15 protein-coding genes and 3 rRNA genes are annotated in these 22,366 nt (G+C 64.3%); all 18 read right to left on the bottom strand.

Annotated features, from left to right (window positions below):
- Position 1: 1 nt before the first annotated feature.
- On the bottom strand, positions 2–850 hold the full coding sequence (gene scpB, locus QNM97_RS09635) for an SMC-Scp complex subunit ScpB (protein ID WP_283822531.1): 849 nt from the start codon (positions 848–850) through the stop codon (positions 2–4).
- Entirely contained in the window at positions 847–1,701 is an 855-nt protein-coding gene (locus tag QNM97_RS09630) for a segregation and condensation protein A (protein ID WP_283822530.1), read from the bottom strand. The genes scpB and QNM97_RS09630 overlap by 4 nt, the downstream gene beginning before the upstream one ends.
- Positions 1,698–2,663: a ParA family protein gene (locus QNM97_RS09625; RefSeq protein ID WP_079929888.1), complete on the bottom strand. Its 966-nt coding sequence runs from the start codon at positions 2,661–2,663 to the stop codon at positions 1,698–1,700. Before QNM97_RS09625 ends, QNM97_RS09630 begins: the two co-directional genes overlap by 4 nt.
- A 129-nt stretch (positions 2,664–2,792) precedes the next feature.
- On the bottom strand, positions 2,793–3,722 hold the full coding sequence (gene xerD / locus QNM97_RS09620; RefSeq protein ID WP_283822529.1) for a site-specific tyrosine recombinase XerD: 930 nt from the start codon (positions 3,720–3,722) through the stop codon (positions 2,793–2,795).
- A gap of 59 nt (positions 3,723–3,781) precedes the next feature.
- Positions 3,782–4,441 (bottom strand): NUDIX domain-containing protein, encoded by a 660-nt coding sequence (locus tag QNM97_RS09615; protein WP_283822528.1) that lies wholly within the window; start codon positions 4,439–4,441, stop codon positions 3,782–3,784.
- Positions 4,438–6,201 carry a CTP synthase gene (gene pyrG / locus QNM97_RS09610; protein WP_283822527.1) on the bottom strand — a complete coding sequence of 588 codons (1,764 nt, stop codon included), beginning with the start codon at positions 6,199–6,201 and terminating at the stop codon, positions 4,438–4,440. Before pyrG ends, QNM97_RS09615 begins: the two co-directional genes overlap by 4 nt.
- A 182-nt stretch (positions 6,202–6,383) precedes the next feature.
- Entirely contained in the window at positions 6,384–7,325 is a 942-nt protein-coding gene (locus tag QNM97_RS09605) for a copper transporter (protein ID WP_094600640.1), read from the bottom strand.
- 3 nt (positions 7,326–7,328) lie between these two features.
- On the bottom strand, positions 7,329–8,516 hold the full coding sequence (steA, locus tag QNM97_RS09600; protein ID WP_079929894.1) for a putative cytokinetic ring protein SteA: 1,188 nt from the start codon (positions 8,514–8,516) through the stop codon (positions 7,329–7,331).
- 95 nt (positions 8,517–8,611) lie between these two features.
- Positions 8,612–10,360: a DNA repair protein RecN gene (recN, locus tag QNM97_RS09595; RefSeq protein ID WP_283822526.1), complete on the bottom strand. Its 1,749-nt coding sequence runs from the start codon at positions 10,358–10,360 to the stop codon at positions 8,612–8,614.
- Positions 10,361–10,362: 2 nt separating this feature from the next.
- Complete coding sequence (locus QNM97_RS09590; RefSeq protein ID WP_283822525.1) at positions 10,363–11,448, bottom strand: NAD kinase; 1,086 nt, start codon at positions 11,446–11,448, stop codon at positions 10,363–10,365.
- Positions 11,449–11,478: 30 nt separating this feature from the next.
- Entirely contained in the window at positions 11,479–12,405 is a 927-nt protein-coding gene (locus QNM97_RS09585; protein ID WP_208791463.1) for a TlyA family RNA methyltransferase, read from the bottom strand.
- Positions 12,406–12,434: 29 nt separating this feature from the next.
- Positions 12,435–12,728 (bottom strand): hypothetical protein, encoded by a 294-nt coding sequence (locus tag QNM97_RS09580; protein WP_208791464.1) that lies wholly within the window; start codon positions 12,726–12,728, stop codon positions 12,435–12,437.
- 13 nt (positions 12,729–12,741) lie between these two features.
- A complete protein-coding gene (locus QNM97_RS09575) occupies positions 12,742–14,805 on the bottom strand; it encodes an HAD-IIA family hydrolase (RefSeq protein WP_283822524.1) in 2,064 nt (687 codons plus the stop codon).
- Between the two features lie 132 nt (positions 14,806–14,937).
- Positions 14,938–15,054, bottom strand: a 5S ribosomal RNA gene (rrf, locus tag QNM97_RS09570).
- 156 nt (positions 15,055–15,210) lie between these two features.
- Positions 15,211–18,349, bottom strand: a 23S ribosomal RNA gene (locus QNM97_RS09565).
- Positions 18,350–18,792: 443 nt separating this feature from the next.
- Positions 18,793–20,317: ribosomal RNA gene (locus QNM97_RS09560) — 16S ribosomal RNA — on the bottom strand.
- The 16S, 23S and 5S rRNA genes sit together here, the layout of an rRNA operon.
- Before the next feature lie 467 nt (positions 20,318–20,784).
- On the bottom strand, positions 20,785–22,086 hold the full coding sequence (gene tyrS, locus QNM97_RS09555; RefSeq protein WP_283822523.1) for a tyrosine--tRNA ligase: 1,302 nt from the start codon (positions 22,084–22,086) through the stop codon (positions 20,785–20,787).
- A gap of 64 nt (positions 22,087–22,150) precedes the next feature.
- On the bottom strand, positions 22,151–22,366 hold the full coding sequence (locus QNM97_RS09550) for a Trm112 family protein (protein ID WP_283822522.1): 216 nt from the start codon (positions 22,364–22,366) through the stop codon (positions 22,151–22,153).

Here is a 22,366-nt window from a genome sequence, read left to right as displayed (position 1 = left end):
CTCAGTCCTGATTCTCGAGGTCGTCGTCGGCGACGCCGATCGGCGATGTGCCGTCGGGTGCCCCCTCTGAGTCTGACGCTTTACCCGCGAGTTTGGCGAATCGGGGATCGGAGTTGAGTTCTTCGTCGAGGTCGTCGATGAGGTCGACGTCGGGCAGCAGGGGTGCGAGATCGGGCAGTTCCTCCAGTGAGGCGAGGCCGAGTCGTTCGAGGAACAATTCGGTGGTGCCGTAAGTGGTGGCGGTGGTCTGCGGATCGGTTCCGACCTCGTTGATCAGTCCGCGCGCCACCAGGGTGCGGATGACACCGTCGACGTTGACGCCGCGGATCGCGCTGACCCGCGCCCGCGAGACGGGCTGCCGGTAGGCGATCACCGCCAGGGTTTCCAGGGCCGCCCGGGTCAGTTTCGAGCGCGCACCGTCGAGCAGCAGTCGCTCGACGTAGGGTGCGTAGTCGGCTCGGGTGTAGTACCGCCAGCCGTCCCCGGCGAAGCGCAGATCGATTCCGCTGTGCGCCGAGGTCAGCTCCGCCGACATCTCGTTGAGCATCTCCCGTACCCGCAGCGCGTCGACGCCGATCGCGTTCGCCAGTTCGTCGGAGGTCACCGGTGTGTCGACGACGAGCAGCAGAGCCTCCAGTGCGGAGCGGAGTTCCGCGTCGTCGACGGTCTCGTCGGTGGCAACGTCGAGGGCGCCCTGCCCGGGCTCGGAGGCACCCTCGAGTATGTGGTCCCCGTGTTCCTGGTCCTCGTGTCCCTGGTCCTCGTGTCCCTGGTCCTCGTGTCCTTGGTCCCCGTGTCCTTCGTCCTCGACTGCCCGCTCGGGGGATGGTGCATCGTGCGGCTCGGTCATCCGTAGTCCTCTGCCTTGTCGAAACTCAGATCGTCGAGTTCTCGCTCCCCCGACCACAGCACCCGCAGGTCACCGAGCGCCTCGGGTTGGGAGAACGTGATCGCGCGTTCCCGGAACAGTTCGAGCAACGCCAAGAAGCTGCCGACCACCTCCAGCGGGCTGGCGCAGCCGGCAACGAGTTGACCGAAGGTCAACCCGTCGCCGGGTGCACTGTCGGCCAGCAGTCCCGCCATCCGTTGCGCCTGCGCTGGCACCGACACCTGGTGCGAGTCGTGCAGGTGGTCGAGTCCCACGGTCGGTATCGGCCGCGGTCGCAGTGCCGCCGCGGCGACCTCGGCGAACCCTCCGGGCGTGACACCCAACATCACCTCGGGCAGCAGATCGGCGTAACGCTCCTCCAGCGATACCGCACGCGGATACCGTTGGAGCGCAGCGGCTTCCAACTCACCGAACAGCGCCGCCACCTGCTTGTACGCACGGTATTGCAGGAGCCGCGCGAACAGCAGGTCGCGCGCCTCGAGCAGCGCGAGATCCTCGGGATCGTCGACCTCCCCGGACGGCAACAGACGGGCGGCCTTGAGATCGAGCAGCGTCGCGGCCACCACGAGGAATTCGGTGGTCTGCTCCAATCCCAACTCCGGACCCATCTCCCGGGTGTAGGCGATGAAGTCGTCGGTCACCTCGTGCAGCGCCACTTCGGTCACGTCGAGGCGATGCTGACTGATCAGGTTGAGCAGCAGGTCGAAGGGGCCCTCGAAGTTCGCCAAACGTACGCGAAAACCGGAGTCCGGCTCAGCCGGTGCCGAGTCGGGAGCAGCATCTGCCCCGCCGACGTCGCTCGGTTCGCTCATGCCTGCTTGACGTTACGAGCGATGACCTCACGAGCCAGAGCCCGATAAGCCTGTGCTCCAGCAGATTTCGGCGCCCACGAGGTGATCGGTTCGCCGGCCACACTGGTTTCCGGGAAGCGGACGGTACGCGCGATGACGGTGTCGTACACCTTGTCGCCGAACACCTCGACGACCCGCGCCATCACCTCCCGGGAATGCAGGGTGCGCGCGTCGAACATGGTCACCAGGATTCCGCCGACGTCCAGACGCATGTTGAGGCGGTCGTGGACCTTCTCGATGGTGTCGGTGAGCAACGCCAGTCCACGCAGGCTGAAGTACTCGCACTCCATCGGGATCAGCACCGTGTCGGCGCAGGCCAGGGCGTTGACGGTGAGCAGGCCCAGCGACGGCTGGCAGTCGATGAGCACGACGTCGTAACGGTCGAGGACCGGATGCAGGGCACGGGCCAGAGCCTGTTCGCGGCCGACCTCGGTGACCAGTTGGATCTCGGCGGCCGAGAGGTCGATGTTGCTGGGCAGCAGGTCCAGCCCGTCGACCCGGGTACGCATCAGCACCTCGTCGGTGGGTGCATGCGGCGGCACGAGCAGGTTGTAGACGGTCTCGTCGAGTTCGTGATGCGGCACACCCAATCCCGCGGACAGCGCACCCTGCGGGTCGAGGTCGACCAGCAGCACGCGGCGGCCGTACTCGGCGAGGGCCGCACCCAGATTGATCGTGGAGGTGGTCTTGCCGACCCCGCCCTTCTGGTTACAGACCGCGATGACCGTCGCCGGTCCGTGCCGATCGAGCTGGGTCGGTTCGGGAACGGGACGGTAGGGACGACCGGTGGGACCGATCTGATCGTCGGCCTGGACCCGTGCGGTGCGGTGATCGGTCTCGTCGATGTCCGCGCCGCTGGGAACCTCGAGACGGTACTGGTCGTCGAAGTGGGCGCTGGGTCGCCGGGTGCTCGAGATACTCACCGCTGCGCAGCCCCCTTTCTGTCGTCTCGGCCCGGCCGTTTCGGCCCGGACCTCCACCAAAGCCTAGTGGGTCGCGCCGACGATCCCGTGGCGCACCGCCGCAACCATGAGCGTTCGTCGCCGACCGCGTCACCGCGCCCGTGGGTGCGCGGTCGCGTACACCTCGCGCATCGTGTTCACCGTCACCAGCGTGTAGACCTGTGTCGTCGTCACCGACGCATGCCCCAACAGTTCCTGGACCACGCGAACATCGGCTCCGCCGTCGAGGAGATGGGTGGCGAAACTGTGCCGCAGGGTGTGCGGCGACACCGCGCCCTCGAGTCCGGCCCGCTCCGCCGCCGCCGCCAACACCTGCCAGGCACCCTGTCGGGTGAGCCGGCCCCCGCGGGCGTTGAGGAATAGTGCCGCGGTCGATCTACGCACGAGCGTCGGGCGTCCGCGTACCAGGTATGCCTCGAGAGCATCGACGGCCGGCCCGCCGACCGGCACCACCCGCTCCTTGCCGCCCTTGCCGCGTAACCGCACCGCCCGGGTGTCGGTGTCGATGTCGTCGAGATCGAGCCCGGTGGCCTCGGAGATGCGTGCGCCGCAACTGTAGAGGAGTTCCAGGAGTGCTCGATCACGGAGCGCGCGTGCGTGATCGGGGGCTCCGGAGGCGTCCAGGATGCGTTCGACGTCGCTCACCGACAACGCCTTGGGTAGCCGGCGAGCCGGGCTCGGCGGGCGAACCGCGTGGGCGACGTCGTCGGCGACCAGCCCCTCCGCCGCGGCGAACTTGTGAAAACCTCTGGTGGCCACCAGGGTTCGCGCCACCGAACTCTCCGCGAGCGGCCGTTCCCCGAATTCGGGGGCACCCCTGCGCAACGCGACGAGGAACTCACGGACATCGGCTTCGGCCACGTCGGCGAGATCGTCGATCTTCCGTGCACGCAGGTACTGCCGGTAGCGTCCGAGGTCGCGACCATAGGAGCTCAGTGTGTTCACCGCAACGCCACGTTCGACGGTCAGGTGATCGAGATAGCGGGTGATCGCCACGTCGATGCCCACCTGCTCGGTCATGCCGACTCCTCGCTTCCGATCCGCACTCCCCGACTCCCGGCGTGGCCGCCGGTCGGCGCCTACCGGCGCGCGCCGCGCTCCCGCCGGGCACGAAAAGCACTCGGCTCGTCGCGCCAGGGTGCCTCCACCGGCCGCAACGTGACCTCACCCCGATCGGCCGCCGCGACGGCCAGGATGCCCGCGACGCTGGTCGCATTCACGATGTCACCGTCGAACACCTGGCGGACCGCATCATCGGTGGCGATCCACTCGATCGACATGTCGGCTTCCTCATCGCTGCGCTCGGCCGCGGTGAGCGCGTGCAACCCCTCGGCGAGGTAGAGGCGTAGCGCCTCGTCGGTGAAACCCGGCGACAGATCCAGATCAACCAGCACCTGCCACCGATCGGCAGCGAGGTCGGTTTCCTCGGCCAGTTCGCGTCGGGCGGCGTCCACCGCCGTTTCCGTCCCGGCCTGATCGAGGAGCCCGGCAGGCAATTCGAGCAGGCGGTGTCCGATCGGATGCCGGTATTGGCGGACCATCGCGATCCGACGCTGCTCGTCACGCGCCACGACGGCCACGGCCCCAAAATGCTCGACGACCTCACGCTCGGCGGTTCGGCCACCGGGCATGACGACCTCGTCGACCCGCAACGCGAGGATCGCTCCGTCGTACACCAGGCGTGAACCACGAACCCCGAAGTCGTGGGTTCCGGCGCCGTCGGAAGCGGTGTCGCTCAAGCGCGATCGCCTCCGGCGTCGACTGCCCCGGCGGTCGCGACCTCGGACTCGTCATTCTCGGCATGCGGCGCGTCGTAGTCACCGAGGTCCACCGGAAGCCGTTCGGCCGCTTTGTATTTCAGAGCCGCGTCGATGAACGCGCGGAACAGCGGGTGCGGGCGCGTCGGTCGGCTCTTCAGCTCCGGGTGGGCCTGGGTGGCCACCAGGAACGGGTGCACCTCGGAGGGATACTCGACGAACTCGACGAGATGCCCGTCGGGCGAGGTCCCGGAGAACACCAGCCCGGACTCGGCGATGGTGTCGCGGTAGGTGTTGTTCACCTCGTAGCGGTGACGGTGACGTTCGGAGACCTCGGTGGTGCCGTAGGCCTTGGCGACCACCGAACCCTCTTTCAGCGTCGCCGGATAAGCACCCAGACGCATCGTTCCGCCCAGATCCGCCTCGCCGGCGACCGCATCGTGCTGGTCGGCCATCGTCGAGATCACCGGATGTGGTGTGTCCGGATCGAATTCGTCGGAACTGGCATGGTCGAGACCGACCGAGCGCGCCGCCTCGATGACGATGCACTGCAAGCCCAGGCACAGACCGAGGAGCGGGATGCCGCGACGGCGGGCATAGCTGATCGCGCCGACCTTGCCCTCAATGCCTCGAATACCGAAGCCCCCCGGGATGAGCACGCCGTCGACGTCGGAGAGCGCGGCCTGCGCCCCCTGCGATGTGGCACATTCATCCGACGGCACCCACTTGATCTCGGTGCGCGCACGCCACGCGAAGCCGCCGGCCCGGATCGCCTCGGTCACCGACAGGTAGGCGTCGGGCAGGTCGACGTACTTGCCCACCAACGCGATTCGCACGGTCTCGCGGGGCTCGTGCACCCGATTGAGCAGCTCACCCCATTCGGTCCAATCCACGTCGCGGAAGGGCAGACCGAGTTTGCGGACCACGTAGGCGTCGAGTTGCTCGCTGTGCAGAACCTTGGGGATGTCGTAGATCGACGGCGCGTCGGGTGTGGAGATGACGCCTTCGATGTCGACGTCGCACATGAGCGCGATCTTCTTCTTGAGACCTTCGGGGACGTCGCGGTCGCACCGCAGGATGAGCGCATCGGGCTGGATGCCGACGTTGCGCAGCGCGGCCACCGAGTGCTGGGTGGGTTTGGTCTTGAGCTCACCCGACGGCGCGAGGTAGGGCACCAGCGACACGTGCAGGAAGAACACGTTGTCGCGCCCCACGTCGTGGCGGATCTGGCGGGCGGCCTCGATGAACGGCAACGACTCGATGTCACCGACCGTGCCACCGATCTCGGTGATCACCACATCGGGTGCCTCGCCGTCGTCGCCGGGCTCACGCATCGCGAGGACCCGCGACTTGAGTTCGTCGGTGATGTGCGGGATCACCTGCACCGTCTCGCCGAGGTACTCGCCGCGTCGTTCCTTGGCGATGACGCTCGAATACACCTGTCCGGTGGTCACATTCGCCGACTGCGACAGGTTGCGGTCGAGGAAGCGCTCGTAATGCCCGACGTCGAGATCGGTTTCCGCGCCGTCCTCGGTGACGAAGACCTCACCGTGCTGGAACGGATTCATCGTTCCCGGATCAACGTTGAGATACGGGTCGAGCTTCTGCATGGTGACCCGCAGACCGCGGGCCGTGAGGAGCTGACCGAGACTCGAGGCGGTCAAGCCCTTACCCAGGGACGAGGCGACTCCGCCCGTCACGAAAATATGTTTGGTGCCCGTATGAACGCGCAGTGGTCGCAAAACCGTTTCTCCCGTCGGCCGGATCAGGTCATGAAAGCCTGCTCACCTACGGGACTCCAGGGTAACACCACAGCGGGCTCGCGCCCGCCACGACACCGACGGGGCGGGCAGCCCCGCGTGTCGCGGCGGACGTCGGGTCACCGGTGACGATGCGCGCGTGTGGTGCGCGGCGCGTCGACTGCTCAGGCCGGTTGCGACTGGGCCGGTTGCGCGCCGACGGTGATCGCGGTCGCCCCCGGACCGGAGCCGAAGGAACCGGAGCGGCCCTGGCTCTCCTCGTCGAGCGCGAGGACGGTGGTGATCAGGCCGGTCTGCGCATCGACGTTGTCGATCGTCGTGATCGCGTTGCGCAACGCCGGGTCCGAACGGATCACCGCTATCGGTGACACGCCCGTCGCCGAACCACTGCGACCGACGAGTTCACCGCCCTGTGCGCGGGCGGTCATCGCCGCGGCCAGCCGGGCGACCAATTGCCCCTGGGCGCCGGAGTTCTCCGGCAACGCGTCGCCGGAGACGAACACCACCAGATCGGCGGGCCGGATCGCGTTGTCGACATAGGTCAGGAACCCGCCATCGCGCAGGGTCTGCAGCCCGGTCTGCCGATCGGCGACCGCGGCAGCGTTCTGATCGCTGCGATGCATCACCAAGGTCCCCAACAGATCCCCGACGCGTGAACCCGAGTCGGTCAGTTCCGCACGCAGTGTCGCGCCCGGGGGAATCGTCTGGTCGACGATCGTGCGGACCTGTTCGGCGCTGTCGTCGCGCACCAGCTTGTCGGTGAGGCCGAGTTGCCCGGAAAACGTTGCGCCCGCAGTCGACAGCGACTGTTTGACGGCGTCGACGTCGGAGTCGGCGGCGTTGGGCGTGGTGACGACGAGAACGGCGTGGCCCTTGAGCTGATCGGCGATCAGCCGCGGAGCGATCGCGGCGTCAAAGCTGTTCGCGGCGTTCACCTGATCGTTGAGACCGTCGCGCTGCTGCTCGAGGTCGCCGATCCGGTCGCGACTCGTACCGGTCAGGGAATTGACGCGATCGCCCACGAACCCCGAGCCGAGGAACAACCCCAGCGCGAGGGCCAAAAACACCGCCACCAACGAGATGGCGTGCTGGCGTAGAGAAATCATGTCCTACCTGTTCCAGACTCCCCGAGCCCACTCGAACAAGTGGTTCCATTGGGCCACAGCCCAATCGGTGATCTCCGGTCCCGCGCTCGAGAGCATCACCGCGGCGATGACCGCGATCAGCGCGGCGAGAATGACGCAGGCGATGGCCGCGCCGGACACCCGGCTGCGATACAGCGTCGCGACCGCCTTGGCGTCAACAAGTTTGGGTCCGACCTTGAGCCGGGTCAGGAACGTCGACGGCGTCGACTCACGACGTGAGCGGTCGAAGAAGTCGTCGAGGGATCCGCCGTAGCCGGCGGTGACGATGAGGTCGGCGCCATGGAAGTCGGTGAGCAGCAACGCGAGATCGGCCGCGGTTCCGGCGGCCGGGAAAGTCGTCGCACCGATGCCGAGGTCCTGGATGCGTTCGAGGCCGGGGGCGTGTCCGTCGGTATCGGCGGGCAGCACGACCTGTGCACCACACCGCAGGGTCGCCGCCTTCATCTGTTCCGGGTCGCCGACGACGATCGCCGGTTTGTAGCCCGCCTTCACCAGGGTGTCGGCGCCTGCGCCGACACCGACGAGAACCGGCGAGTACTCCTTGATGAACGGCTTGAGTGAACGCAGTTCGGTTCCGCGATCGGGTCCGTCGGCGACGATGACCACATGCTTGCCGGCCAGGGACACATCGATGTCGGGCACGCCGACACCGTCGATCAGAAGTGGCGACTCGCTGCGGATGAATTCGATCGTGTTGCCGGAGAAGGCTTCCAGATGGTCGACCAGTCCGGTCTTGGCGTCGATCATCATGCTCGCGATGTCGTGCTCCTCGAGCGTGGTGCCGCGCGCGAGACGCCGGTCCCCAACCATCAGACGGTCATCGTGGACACGGAGCTTGGCGCCGTCCTTGACCCGCTTGAAGACCTCCGGGCCAACCTCGTCGAGCAGGACGATGCCGGAGGCGACCAGCACCTCGGGACCCAGATTCGGATAGCGGCCGCTGATCGACCGAGATGCGTTGACGACGGCGACGACGTTCGCCTCCACGAGCGCGTCGGCGGTCACGCGATCAAGATCGACCTCGTCGAGGATCGCGATGTCACCCGGCCCCACCCGTTCGAGGAGGCGCTTGGTGTTCTTGTCGATTCTGGCGATACCAATGACGCCAGGCAGTTCTTCGGTGTTCCGCGCGAGCAGTGCAGGCATCTTCATGACGGCAATGATTGACCGCCCCGCGCATCGACTGCGGGAGGCGCGCCGCAACAATGGCAACTTTTGTCACACACGCATCAAGAACACCGAACGAATCAGGAGCCTTTTTCTGTCTCAGCAGTTGTCAGGAGTTCCTCAGCGTGCGCCTTGCCGGTATCGGATTCGCCGAGGCCGGCGAGCATCCGGGCGAGTTCGGCGATCCGCTCGTCGCGGTCGAGCGCACGCACGGTACTCGTCTGCACCGCGCCCTTGCTCGCGCTCTTGCCGATGACGAGGTGGTTGTCGGCGAACGCGGCGACCTGCGGGAGGTGGGTCACGACGATGACCTGGTGAGCGCGTGCCAGCCGGGCCAGACGGCGCCCGATCTCCACCGCGGCGCGCCCGCCCACTCCGGCGTCGACCTCGTCGAACACCATCACCGAGCCTGAAGTCGGTTCGGCGAGAACGACTTCGAGAGCGAGCATCACTCGTGACAGCTCACCGCCGGACGCCGAGGTCGCGATGGGCAGCGGGCGGGCGCCCTTGTGTGGAACCAGGGCGAATTCGACGCGGTCGGCACCGTCGGCGCCGGCGTGTGCGCGCTGCCCGTCGACCTCGATGGCCAGTCGGTCGTCGGCATCGGCGGATTCGAGCCCGACCTCGACCGACAGCGTCGAGTCCCCCATCGCCAACCCGGCGAGTTCCTTGGACACCTTGCCGGCCATCGTCGTGGCCGCTTTCGCACGGATGCGGTGCAGGGTGGCCGCGGCCTCGGCGACGACCTCGGCCGCCGCGGCGGCGCGCCGCTCGAGGTCGTCGACGCTGCCCTGGGGGTCCTCGATCTGCTCGAGTCGCATCTGCGCCTGCGTGCGCCAGTCGATCACCCCGTCGATGTCGGGGGCGTACTTGCGCACCAGCGATTTCAATTCGCCCTGGCGGGAAAGTAATTGGTCGAGCGAATCGGCGTCGGTCGGGAGCGCCGACAGGTACGCGGTGAGTTCGTCGCCGATGTCGGTGACGACCGTCAGAGTTTCGCCGACGCGGCCGGCGAGACGTTTGAGCTCATCGTCGGCGGCCGCCTCGAGCATCGACCGCACCTGACCGAGTCCCTCGATCACCGACCCCGACTCGCCGGCGACGATCTCGTGCGAGCCCGATGCGGCGGACCGGATCGACTCGAGATCGGTGAGACGGCGGATGGTGTCCGCGAGGGAGTCGTCCTCACCGGGTTGGGGGTCGATCGCTGCGATCTCGTCGATCCCGAAGCGCAGTCGGTCGGCCTCCTGGGCGAGTCCGCGGGAGTTGGCGCGGAGTTCGTCGAGCTCGTCGAGTATTGCCAGCCACTCGGCCCGCGCACTGCGATAGGCGGCGAGTGCCTTGGCCGCCTTCGCTCCGGCGAAGGTGTCCAACGCGGCGCGCTGACGGTCGGGTCGCAGCAGTCGTAGCTGGTCGTTTTGACCGTGCACGGTCAGCACCGAGCTGACGAGCTTGCCCAACGTACCCACCGGAACCGAACGTCCGCCGAGATGGGCGCGGGATCGGCCGTCGGCGTTGACGGTGCGGATCGCGATGACGGTGCCGTCGTCGTCGAGGTCGGCGCCGGTGGACTCAAGGAGGTCGGCGACCTCCCCGTCGGGGCCCTGGTCGGGATCGGCGACGCGGAAGCGCCCCTCGACCGTTGCCTTAGCGGCACCCGAGCGAACCCGCCCGGCGTCGGCGCGTCCGCCGGCCAACAGACGCAGGCTGGTCACGATCATGGTCTTGCCCGCGCCGGTTTCACCGGTCAGCGCGGTGAAACCGGGAGGGAACTGCGCCGACGCCCCGTCGATGACGCCGAGGCCGGCGATGGACAGTTCTTCCAGCACTCCTAGGCCTGCCTCCCCCGCCAGCCCGTGACCGGCAGATCGAATTTTCGGACGAGGCGATCGGCGAAGGGATCAGAGTCGATCCGCACCCACTGCACCGATCGGTCGCTACGCACCACCTCGACTCGCGCACCGGCGGGCACGTCGAGACGTCGTCGGCCGTCGCACAAGGCGAAACCGGAGCGGCCAAGCTTGTCGACCTCCACCGCGATCCGCGACCGCGGACTGGTCACCATGGGTCGGGCGAACAATGCGTGAGCATTGCTCGGCACCACCAGGATCGCCTCGAGGTCGGGCCACATCACCGGTCCTCCCGCGGAGAACGCGTAGGCGGTGGAGCCCGTCGGCGTCGACACGAGGACGCCGTCGGCCCCGAAAGCCGACACCGGACGCCCATCGACCTCGGTGATCAGTTCGAGCACACCGGTGCTGGTGCGGTTGAGGATCGCGACCTCGTTCAGCGCCCAACTGGTCTGGGGCGTGCCCTCGGTGTCCGCCGGGTCGATGACGGTGACGTCGAGTGTCATCCGCGGTTCCACCCGATAATCACCGGACACGAGCTGGGCCATCACCTCGTCGACGCGGTTGGCTTCGCCCTCGGCGAGAAAACCGATGTGGCCCAGATTGATTCCGAGAACCGGCACGCCCGCGGGATACGCCAGCTCGGCGGCCCGCAGAAAGGTGCCGTCGCCGCCGAGCACGATGACGATCTCGCATCCCTCCGCCGAATCGGGGGCGCCTGAGGTCACCGCCACCTGCGCACCGAGTTCTCGCAGGTGCGCCGGATCGAGGGGGTTGCGTTCCGGGGGGCGCGGGATGGGTCCGGTATCAGCCACCGACTGCGGGTAGGCGCGTGCCTCGCTGGCGGGGTCGGGATCGACGTGGGTGTCGTGGTCGATGACCCGCAGCGCCACCCCGCCCTCGGCGCAGTGCCGGGCGATCGCGGCGATGGTGTGGGTCACGGTCTCACGGCCGGTGTGCGCGACGACGAGGAACTCGCGATGGGCGGAACCGGTTCGTTCGAACCCGCGGGCCGGATCGGATGCACCGCCTGTGCTATCCGAATCCGCGACCGATGCGTTGCCCACCTGGTCTCCTTTCGTCTCGCACGATGACATTCAGCGCGGACCGTCGGCGACGGCCTGCCTGATCATCCGGATGATGTCCGGACCCACGTCCGGTTGCGACGCATTCCCGTCGAGGGCATCCCGTGCCGGGCTCTCGCCTGTCGCCTCGCCCTCGACCGGCGATACGCCCCGGCTACCGACCCTATCGCCCGACGCCGACACCGTGCCCGACGGCCGCTGCAACCAGAGGAAATACTCGACGTTGCCCGACGGTCCCGGGAGCGGGCTGGCCGTCACCGCGCGGGTGACCAGGCCGAGCCGCGCGGCCTCGGTGACCACCTTGACGACGGCCTCCACCCGCAGGTCGGGGTCGCGCACCACGCCACCGGAACCGACGCGATCCTTACCCACCTCGAACTGCGGCTTGACCATCGGCACGATGTCGGCCCCGGGACGCGCACATGCGACGAAGGCGGGTAGGACCAACGCGAGTGAGATGAATGACAGGTCGGCGACGACGAGGTCGACGGCACCCCCGATCTGTTCAGCGGTCAGATGCCGGACATTGGTGCGGTCATGGATGTCGACGCGGTCGTCGTTCTGCAGACGCCAGATCAACTGCCCGTAGCCGACGTCCACGGCAACGACCTCGCGGGCGTCGCGGCGCAGGAGCACGTCGGTGAATCCGCCGGTGGATGCACCGGCATCGAGGCATCGCCTGCCGGCGACCGTCAGTCCCTGCGGCTCGAATGCCTCGAGTGCACCGATCAGTTTGTGTGCCCCCCGCGATGCCCAATCGTCGCGGTCCTCCTCGACCACGACGATCGGGGTGTCCCGACCGACATTGGTGGCCGGCTTGGCGGCGATGGTGCCGTTGACCTTCACCGCGCCGCGCTCCACGAGTTCGCGCGCCTGCTCGCGTGAGCGTGCGAGTCCGCGGCGTACCAGCTCGGCGTCGAGGCGCGCTCGCGCGGCCACTCAGTGACACCTCGTCCGTGCGCGCCCGGTCACCGACGGTCCACGTCCGACAACGCCGAGGTCAGCACCTCGTGCGCTTGTTCAAGCAGCTGCGTCTGGCGGGCCAGTGCCACCAAATCGATTGCCTCACCGGATTGTTCGCGAATATCGTCCACCTGACCGAGGAGTTCACGCACCCGCACCGGGACAGACTCGGCCAACTCGGGGTCGACGGCATCGACGGTCTCGGCGTGCACCTGTCCGGGCCGTGCACCGGGCATCATCTGCGGCGTCGGCCCCGTCGCCGGTGCCGGCCGCGCGGAGGCATCGTCGGGCAAGGTCATTGCTCTCGTCCCTTCACTCGGCGCCGAGACCCAGATCCTCCAGCGCACTTCGGGTCGTCGGGTCATCGGCGGTGATGGTCATTTCCGTCAGGTCGATCTCGTCGGCGTCGGCGAGCGCCCAGACGCGGGCAGCCAATGACGGCAGCAGGCGCAGCGTCGCGGGCGGCTCGGATACCGGCGACACCGTCAACGTGTTGCCGGCCTGCTCGATCCGCCAGTCGTCATTGTCGGCGATACGCAGCGAGTCGGCAGGGTCGAGAACACCGGACAGGTCGGCGCAGACGAACGTCGGCCGCTGCTGCGGCGGTGCGGCCAGAAGGTCTGCGGCCGTGCTGACGCCACTGAGTACCAGGAGACTGTCGAGGCCCACCGAATGCGCGCCTTGGATGTCGGTGTCGAGTCGATCCCCCACCACCAGCGGCGTATCTGCGCCACTGCGGTTGATGGCGTCGGCCATGAGCGGCGCGGCCGGTTTTCCGGCAACGAGCGGCTCCTGGCCAGTAGCGTTGGCAACCGCCGCCACCAAGGAGCCGTTGCCGACGAGCAAGCCTCGCTCGGACGGCAGCGTCGCATCGACGTTGGTGGCCACCCACAGTGCGCCCGCCCGGATCGCCAGAGCGGCCTCCGACAAGCTCTCCCACGACGTCTCCGGAGAAAAGCCCTGGATGACGGCGAGTGGACGATCGTCCGCGCTACGGGTCACCGCGATCCCGACCTCACGGACTTCCTGGGCGAGACCATCGGTGCCGAGCACGAGGGCGCGCGATCCGGGCTCGAGGTGCTCGGAGAGCAACCGGGCCGCCGATTGCGCACTGGTGACGACTTGCTCTGGCGTCGCCGTGAAGCCCATCGACCGAAGGTGCTCGGCAACCGCGTCCGGGCGCCTACTCGCGTTGTTGGTGACGAAGATCGTGGGCACCTCGATGCGCGCCAGCGTCTCCGGCGCAACGGCTATCGGGCTCTTTCCGGCAAAGACGGTGCCGTCCAGGTCGAGAAGCAACGCGTCGTACGCATCGACGACGCACGTGGGCGCAGGCTCCGAGAGCACCGGCTCGATCTCCACGGCCGGTGCCGCGTCAACCTCGGGAACCTGCTCGCTCTCCGGCTCCGCAACGCTCGATTGCCGAGCGGACCCTTTCACAGAATCGGCGCTCGGCTGCGGTTCTGGCTCGAGTTGCGGTTCCGGTTCGGGTTGCGCTTCCGGCTCGGGCTCAGGTTGCGGTTCCGGCTCGAATTGCGGTTCGGGCTCGGCGATGGTCGCCTCGGTGTCTGCCAGGTCGTCGTGGACTGGAGCGACCTCCACCTCGGGACTACCTACCGAGATCTCCATCAACCGGAACTCGGCATCGGTCGCGTCTTCGGTATCGGCAGCCGAGGCGTTCATGAACCAGGTCGTCGCCTCGTCGAGGCGGCCGGCGGCCTCCAGAGCCGACGCGTACGCATAGAACAGTCGAGCAGCCGCGGTGCCGGTGCGGCTCGGACTCATGTCTTCCAGTTGGAGGGTCACCAGTGCCTTCTCGGGCTCCCCCAGATCCAGGCGAGCGCCGGCTTCGACGATGCGCATCTCGGTGGCTTCTTCATCGCGGAGAGCACGACCCTCCTCACTGCGGGCGATCTCGATCGCGCGCTCCGGACGTCCCAATCCACGCTCGGCGTCGGCAATCAGCGGTAGCAGCGCCGAACCGCCCGTGATCCGACGAGCGGCCCGCAGCTCCGAGATGGCTTCCTGCCATTGCCCGGCGTTATACGCGGCAACGCCGGCGGTCTCTCGGACGACCCCCACGCGCGCTGCACGACGCCGAGCAGCGCGAGCATGTTCCAGAGCCAAATCGGCATCTTCATACAGCAGTTCCGCCACCATCACCAGATGTCGCGCTACTCGCTCTGCTGTCCCCTTCTCCAGAGACAGCAGATCACGTCGGGTATCGGGGTCGAGGTCGGAGGCAACGACATCGTCGGGAAGAGGAGGGTCGGTGGGACCGTCATTGCGTTGCCGACCCTCTCGGGGCGGGCGGCCCGACTGATCGGATCGGTCCGGACGCTGGCGGCGGCCGCGGTTGCGGTCACGGTCATTCATGGTTGCCAATCTATTCCCTCTTCACGGCCTGGGCCGAGCCGACCCCGGTCTCACCAAGGACCGATCTGAGGTGGGTTGAATGGGTGATGCCCCGCAACACGGTGTGTGTTGCGGGGCATCCCTCAAATTTGTGTTCGGCGGTGTCCTACTCTCCCACACTGATTAGGGTGCAGTACCATTGGCGCTGGTGGGCTTAGCTTCCGGGTTCGGAATGGGACCGGGCGTTTCCCCACCGCTATAGCCGCCGAAACTCTGTGAAACCTCCCACGGGGGCTCCGCCCCCGTGCACCCCCACAAAAAGACTGTGGGTGGTGACGGTTTATTTGTTTACCGTGTTGTTTCAGAAGTACATAGTGGATGCGACACATCTTGATTCTTTGAGAGTACGAAAGAATATAAGGATGTTGTTGTAAGTCCTCGGCCGATTAGTACCAGTCACCTACACCCATTACTGGGCTTCCAGTTCTGGCCTATCAACCCCATGGTCTGTGGGGGGCCTTAACCACTCAAAGGTGGTGAGAAACCTCATCTTGGAACAGGCTTCCCGCTTAGATGCTTTCAGCGGTTATCCCTTCCGAACGTAGCCAACCAGCAATGCTCCTGGCGGAACAACTGGCACACCAGAGGTTCGTCCGTCCCGGTCCTCTCGTACTAGGGACAGGTTTCCTCAAGTTTCTAACGCGCGCGGCGGATAGAGACCGAACTGTCTCACGACGTTCTAAACCCAGCTCGCGTGCCGCTTTAATGGGCGAACAGCCCAACCCTTGGGACCTACTCCAGCCCCAGGATGCGACGAGCCGACATCGAGGTGCCAAACCATCCCGTCGATATGGACTCTTGGGGAAGATCAGCCTGTTATCCCCGGGGTACCTTTTATCCGTTGAGCGACACCACATCCACACGTTGGTGCCGGATCACTAGTCCCGACTTTCGTCCCTGCTCGACATGTACGTCTCACAGTCAAGCTCCCTTGTGCACTTACACTCACCACCTGATTGCCAACCAGGCTGAGGGAACCTTTGGGCGCCTCCGTTACCTTTTAGGAGGCAACCGCCCCAGTTAAACTACCCACCAGGCACTGTCCCTGAACCCGATCAGGGTCCGAGGTTAGAAGTCCAATACGATCAGAGTGGTATTTCAACAACGACTCCACAACCACTGGCGTGGCCACTTCACAGTCTCCCACCTATCCTACACAAACCGAACCGAACACCAATACCAAGCTATAGTGAAGGTCCCGGGGTCTTTTCGTCCTGCCGCGCGTAACGAGCATCTTTACTCGTACTGCAATTTCGCCGAGTCTGTGGTTGAGACAGCAGAGAAGTCGTTACGCCATTCGTGCAGGTCGGAACTTACCCGACAAGGAATTTCGCTACCTTAGGATGGTTATAGTTACCACCGCCGTTTACTGGGGCTTAAATTCTCAGCTTCACCACCGAAGTGATTAACCGGTCCTCTTAACCTTCCAGCACCGGGCAGGCGTCAGTCCGTATACATCGTCTTACGACTTCGCACGGACCTGTGTTTTTAGTAAACAGTCGCTTCTCTCTGGTCTCTGCGACCCACACCAGCTCAAACAGTAAATGTCGTCACCAGAATGGGTCCCCCTTCTCCCGAAGTTACGGGGGCATTTTGCCGAGTTCCTTAACCACAGTTCTCTCGATCGCCTTAGTATTCTCTACCTGACCACCTGTGTTGGTTTGGGGTACGGGCCGTGTACCAACTCACTAGAGGCTTTTCTCGGCAGCATAGGATCATGGAATTCACCACAACGGTTACGCATCACCTCTCAGACTATATGGGGCACGGATTTACCAATGCCCCGTCCTACAGGCTTACACCAGGACAACCATCGCCTGGCCCCACTACCTTCCTGCGTCACCCCATCGCTTGCCTACTACCACCCAAGGTCCCATGCAGCCCCCTCACGTACTCCGAAGAGTATCGATCAGGATTTGGATGGTTAGTACAGATGATTCAGCATGGACGCGGATACACGGGTACGGGAATATCAACCCGTTGTCCATCGACTACGCCTGTCGGCCTCGCCTTAGGTCCCGACTCACCCTGGGCGGATTAGCCTAGCCCAGGAACCCTTGGTCATCCGGCGGCAGAGTTTCTCACTCTGCTTTCGCTACTCATGCCTGCATTCTCACTCCCACACCCTCCACACCTAGATCACTCCGGCGCTTCCACGGATGCAGGACGCTCCCCTACCCACCCACACACCTAGCCGATCCCCCATAGAGAACCGGCGGGCTCACATGTGAGTGCCGCGGCTTCGGCGGTGTACTTGAGCCCCGCTACATTGTCGGCGCAGGATCACTTGACCAGTGAGCTATTACGCACTCTTTCAAGGGTGGCTGCTTCTAAGCCAACCTCCTGGTTGTCTTCGCGACCCCACATCCTTTTCCACTTAGTACACGCTTAGGGGCCTTAGCCGGCGATCTGGGCTGTTTCCCTCTCGACTACGAACCTTATCGCCCGCAGTCTCACTGCAGTGCTCTCACTTACCGGCATTCGGAGTTTGGCTGACGTCAGTAACCTAGTAGGGCCCATCGGCCATCCAGTAGCTCTACCTCCGGCAAGAAACACACCACGCTGCACCTAAATGCATTTCGGGGAGAACCAGCTATCACGGAGTTTGATTGGCCTTTCACCCCTACCCACAACTCATCCCCTCCATTTTCAACTGAAGTGGGTTCGGGCCTCCACGCGGTCTTACCCGCGCTTCACCCTGGCCATGGGTAGATCACTCCGCTTCGGGTCTAGACCCGGCGACTATAGAACGCCCTATTCAGACTCGCTTTCGCTACGGCTACCCCACACGGGTTAACCTCGCCACCGAGCACTAACTCGCAGGCTCATTCTTCAAAAGGCACGCCATCACCCACGATTCACCAAAGAATCCACAGGCTTTGACGGATTGTAAGCGTCCGGTTTCAGGTACTCTTTCACTCCCCTCCCGGGGTACTTTTCACCTTTCCCTCACGGTACTAGTCCGCTATCGGTCACCAGGAAGTATTCAGGCTTACCGGGTGGTCCCGGCAGATTCACAGCAGATTCCACGAGCCCGCTGCTACTTGGGGACACCATCACGCAAGACCACACGCTTTCAGCTACCGGACTCTCACCGCCTACGGCAGACCATTCCAGGCCACTTCACCTAGCATGCAGCTTTCTCACTCACGCCCCGACAGGTAGATCGAGGAAGACAGACCCCACAACACCACACACACAACCCCTACCCGGTATCACATGCGCATGGTTTAGCCATCCTCCGCTTTCGCTCGCCACTACTCACGGAATCACAATTGTTTTCTCTTCCTATGGGTACTGAGATGTTTCACTTCCCCACGTTCCCCCCACACAGCCTATACATTCAGCTGGTGGTAACACGACATCACTCGTGCTGGGTTTCCCCATTCGGACACCCTCGGATCACAGCTCGTTTGACAACTCCCCGAGGACTATCGCGGCCTACCACGTCCTTCATCGGCCCCTGGTGCCAAGGCATCCACCGAACGCCCTCAAACACTTACAACAACACCTAAACCCACAGACGCCCCCGAAACAACGAAGCCGCCCACCAGTTTAGCCATTTGCCTGACAAACATTTCTTTCAACTCGAACAAAACACACAAACCAAAAACATTGATTCGATATGCATTGCAAAAATAAAGATGCTCGCATCCACTATGCACTTCTCAAACAACACACACCCACAACATCACCGCATCTCCGCGCCCCACCACAGGACACCTCACCAACACGACAACCATTGCAAGCACCAAGACAACACAACCAGTGTGTTCCCTCAGAACCCCGACAGTGTATTAGCAGCACCGCACCAGTCACCCAGCACGATCACCCGCAACCAACCGCACATACGATCAGCCACATGGCGTGTTTGATGTTTCACCCTATGAACACACACCCACCCAACGGACAGACGCCGCCGGCCTGGGAATGTTGCATGCTCCTTAGAAAGGAGGTGATCCAGCCGCACCTTCCGGTACGGCTACCTTGTTACGACTTCGTCCCAATCGCCGATCCCACCTTCGACAGCTCCCTCCCACAAGGGGTTAGGCCACCGGCTTCGGGTGTTACCGACTTTCATGACGTGACGGGCGGTGTGTACAAGGCCCGGGAACGTATTCACCGCAGCGTTGCTGATCTGCGATTACTAGCGACTCCGACTTCACGGGGTCGAGTTGCAGACCCCGATCCGAACTGAGACCGGCTTTAAGGGATTCGCTCCACCTCACGGTATCGCAGCCCTCTGTACCGGCCATTGTAGCATGTGTGAAGCCCTGGACATAAGGGGCATGATGACTTGACGTCATCCCCACCTTCCTCCGAGTTGACCCCGGCAGTCTCCTGCAAGTCCCCGGCATAACCCGCTGGCAATACAGGACAAGGGTTGCGCTCGTTGCGGGACTTAACCCAACATCTCACGACACGAGCTGACGACAGCCATGCACCACCTGTACACCAACCACAAGGGAACCAACATCTCTGCTGGCGTCTGGTGTATGTCAAACCCAGGTAAGGTTCTTCGCGTTGCATCGAATTAATCCACATGCTCCGCCGCTTGTGCGGGCCCCCGTCAATTCCTTTGAGTTTTAGCCTTGCGGCCGTACTCCCCAGGCGGGGTACTTAATGCGTTAGCTACGGCACGGATCCCGTGAAATGGAACCCACACCTAGTACCCACCGTTTACGGCGTGGACTACCAGGGTATCTAATCCTGTTCGCTACCCACGCTTTCGCTCCTCAGCGTCAGTTACTACCCAGAGACCCGCCTTCGCCACCGGTGTTCCTCCTGATATCTGCGCATTTCACCGCTACACCAGGAATTCCAGTCTCCCCTGTAGTACTCAAGTCTGCCCGTATCGCCTGCACGCCTGCAGTTAAGCTGCAGAATTTCACAGACGACGCGACAAACCGCCTACGAGCTCTTTACGCCCAGTAATTCCGGACAACGCTCGCACCCTACGTATTACCGCGGCTGCTGGCACGTAGTTGGCCGGTGCTTCTTCTGCAGGTACCGTCACCCGAAAGCTTCGTCCCTGCTGAAAGAGGTTTACAACCCGAAGGCCGTCATCCCTCACGCGGCGTCGCTGCATCAGGCTTGCGCCCATTGTGCAATATTCCCCACTGCTGCCTCCCGTAGGAGTCTGGGCCGTGTCTCAGTCCCAGTGTGGCCGATCACCCTCTCAGGTCGGCTACCCGTCGTCGCCTTGGTAGGCCATTACCCCACCAACAAGCTGATAGGCCGCGGGCCCATCCCCAACCGCAAAAGCTTTCCACCACAGAACATGCATCCCATGGTCATATCCGGTATTAGACCCAGTTTCCCAGGCTTATCCCAAAGTCAGGGGCAGATCACCCACGTGTTACTCACCCGTTCGCCACTCGAGCACCCTGCAAGCAGGGCCTTTCCGTTCGACTTGCATGTGTTAAGCACGCCGCCAGCGTTCGTCCTGAGCCAGGATCAAACTCTCCATGAAAAAACATCGAAACCAAACAGTTTCAACACAAACCAGGAAAGCAAAACCTGACAAAAACAATCCAAAAAACTGGCAAAAAACAATCCACACCACACCCCACAACGAGGCGCGATGCACAAACTCTAATGCCACAAAACAAATGGCATCAAACAATCCACCAATACACTATCGAGTTCTCAAAGAACACACACCCACCAACACCACCCCACACAAGGGCGAACTCCAGCGAGTTGTCGTTCAGGATTCGCCACCCAATCACGGGCAACTCGTCCAGTGTGCCAGATCGCGGCGGTTAGGCCAAATCGTGTCTGGCCTTGCTGCGTCCGACGTACCGCGGATCGGCTGCCTCCACTCCGAGGAGGTGAGGACATCCTGCAACCCCCGATTCCTGTCGGCGCCGGGGGAGTTGCTCTCTGCGGTGCAACAAGAAAGTTACATGCGTTGGAACATCGCGTCAAATCCCCAGGTCAAGGGGCGATGCGTGCGCCTGCGAACGACTTCTTGCCACGCCGGACGACCAGCCACCGGCCGTGCAACAGATCCGAGTCGGCCGGTCGCCACTCCTCGTCGGTGATCTTCGCATTGTTCACATACGCCCCGCCCTCGGCGACCGCGCGTCGTGCAGCTTTATTGCTGTCGCACAGCTTGGTGTCCACCAACAGCTCGACGATGGTCGGCCGCGTCCCGGAGTAGTCGGCCACCGTCGTCTCACCGAGGGCTGCAGCCAGCGTCTGTTCGTCGAGATCGTCGAGATCGCCGCGACCGAACAGGGCCTGACTCGCCAACTGAACGGCAGCGGTGTGTTCAGAGCCGTGGATCAGCGTCGTCATCTCCGCTGCCAGTCGCTTCTGCGCGAGTCTGAGGTGCGGGGTCTCCTCGGTGGCGCGCTCGAGTTCGGCGATTTCCTCACGATCGAGGAAGGTGAACCATCTCAGGTAGCGCACGACGTCGGCGTCGGCGGTGTTGACGAAGTACTGGTACCACGCATACGGGCTGGTCAGCTCCGGATCGAGCCAGAGGCTACCGCCGCCGGTGGACTTGCCGAACTTCTTCCCGTCGGCGGAGGTCACCAGCGGCACGGTCAGCGCGTGGACCGCATCGCCATCGACTCGTCGAACCAGATCGACACCGCCGATGATGTTGCCCCACTGATCTGACCCGCCGATCTGCAGCGAGCAGCCATGTCGTCGATGCAGCTGGAGGTAGTCGTTGGACTGCAGCAGGATGTAGCTGAACTCGGCGTAACTGATTCCGTCGGTCTCGAGGCGTCGTTTGACGGTCTCGCGCGCCAGCATCACGTTCACCGAGAAGTGCTTGCCCAGATCCCGGAGGAAGTCGACGACCGACATCGGCCCGGTCCAGTCGAGGTTGTTCACGAGAACAGCGCTGTTCGGCGCGTCGTCGATGGTGACGAACCGCCTCAGTTGCCCGCCGATCCGATCCGCCCATCCCTCAACGACATCGGCGGCATTCATGGAACGCTCCCCCACCTCGCGTGGGTCACCGATGAGTCCGGTGGCGCCACCCGCGAGTACGAGAGGTCGGTGGCCGGCGAGTTGGAAGCGTCGCAACGTCAGCAGCGGCACGAGGTGGCCGGCGTGCAGACTTGCCGCGGTCGGATCGAACCCGGCGTAGAGGGTGATGGGACCGGCGTCCAAAGCGGTACGAAGATCATCGAGATCGGTCGATTGCGCGATCAGACCACGCCATTCGAGCTCTTCGAGGATATCGCTGGTGGTCACTGCGTTCTCCGAGGTCTGCGCACTCACCCGACGATCTTCCCACCCCGCCCCCGGATTCCGTCCGAGGGCCCGGCGGCAGGACGGCCGCGCGTCAGGAACCGCTGGTCAACGAAGCGTGCTCGGCATCATCGACGGCTCTCGCCTCGTCGGCGAGCATCACGGGGATCCCGTCGGCGTCGATGCGGTAGGCCACGTGAAGGCGCGGGTTGTACAGCTCGTCGCCTGCGTCGAGCAGCGGGCCATGGTCCTGCGGACACACGAGTCGTTCCCGAACGATCGGATCGATGGCCTCGGCACGCGACGACAT

The organism is Gordonia sp. L191 (assembly GCF_030077625.1).
Classification (GTDB): Bacteria; Actinomycetota; Actinomycetes; order Mycobacteriales; family Mycobacteriaceae; genus Gordonia; species Gordonia polyisoprenivorans_A.
This window is presented reverse-complemented; position numbering and strand designations above follow the sequence as displayed.

Excerpts from the sequence above, each read along its gene's own strand:
- scpB (WP_283822531.1), bottom strand. The coding sequence starts at position 850 with ATGACCGAGCCGCACGATGCACCATCCCCCGAGCGGGCAGTCGAGGAC.
- QNM97_RS09630 (WP_283822530.1), bottom strand. The coding sequence starts at position 1,701 with ATGAGCGAACCGAGCGACGTCGGCGGGGCAGATGCTGCTCCCGACTCG.
- xerD (WP_283822529.1), bottom strand. The coding sequence starts at position 3,722 with ATGACCGAGCAGGTGGGCATCGACGTGGCGATCACCCGCTATCTCGAT.
- QNM97_RS09605 (WP_094600640.1), bottom strand. The coding sequence starts at position 7,325 with ATGATTTCTCTACGCCAGCACGCCATCTCGTTGGTGGCGGTGTTTTTG.
- steA (WP_079929894.1), bottom strand. The coding sequence starts at position 8,516 with ATGAAGATGCCTGCACTGCTCGCGCGGAACACCGAAGAACTGCCTGGC.
- QNM97_RS09580 (WP_208791464.1), bottom strand. The coding sequence starts at position 12,728 with ATGACCTTGCCCGACGATGCCTCCGCGCGGCCGGCACCGGCGACGGGG.
- QNM97_RS09575 (WP_283822524.1), bottom strand. The coding sequence starts at position 14,805 with ATGAATGACCGTGACCGCAACCGCGGCCGCCGCCAGCGTCCGGACCGA.
- QNM97_RS09550 (WP_283822522.1), bottom strand. The coding sequence starts at position 22,366 with ATGTCGTCGCGTGCCGAGGCCATCGATCCGATCGTTCGGGAACGACTC.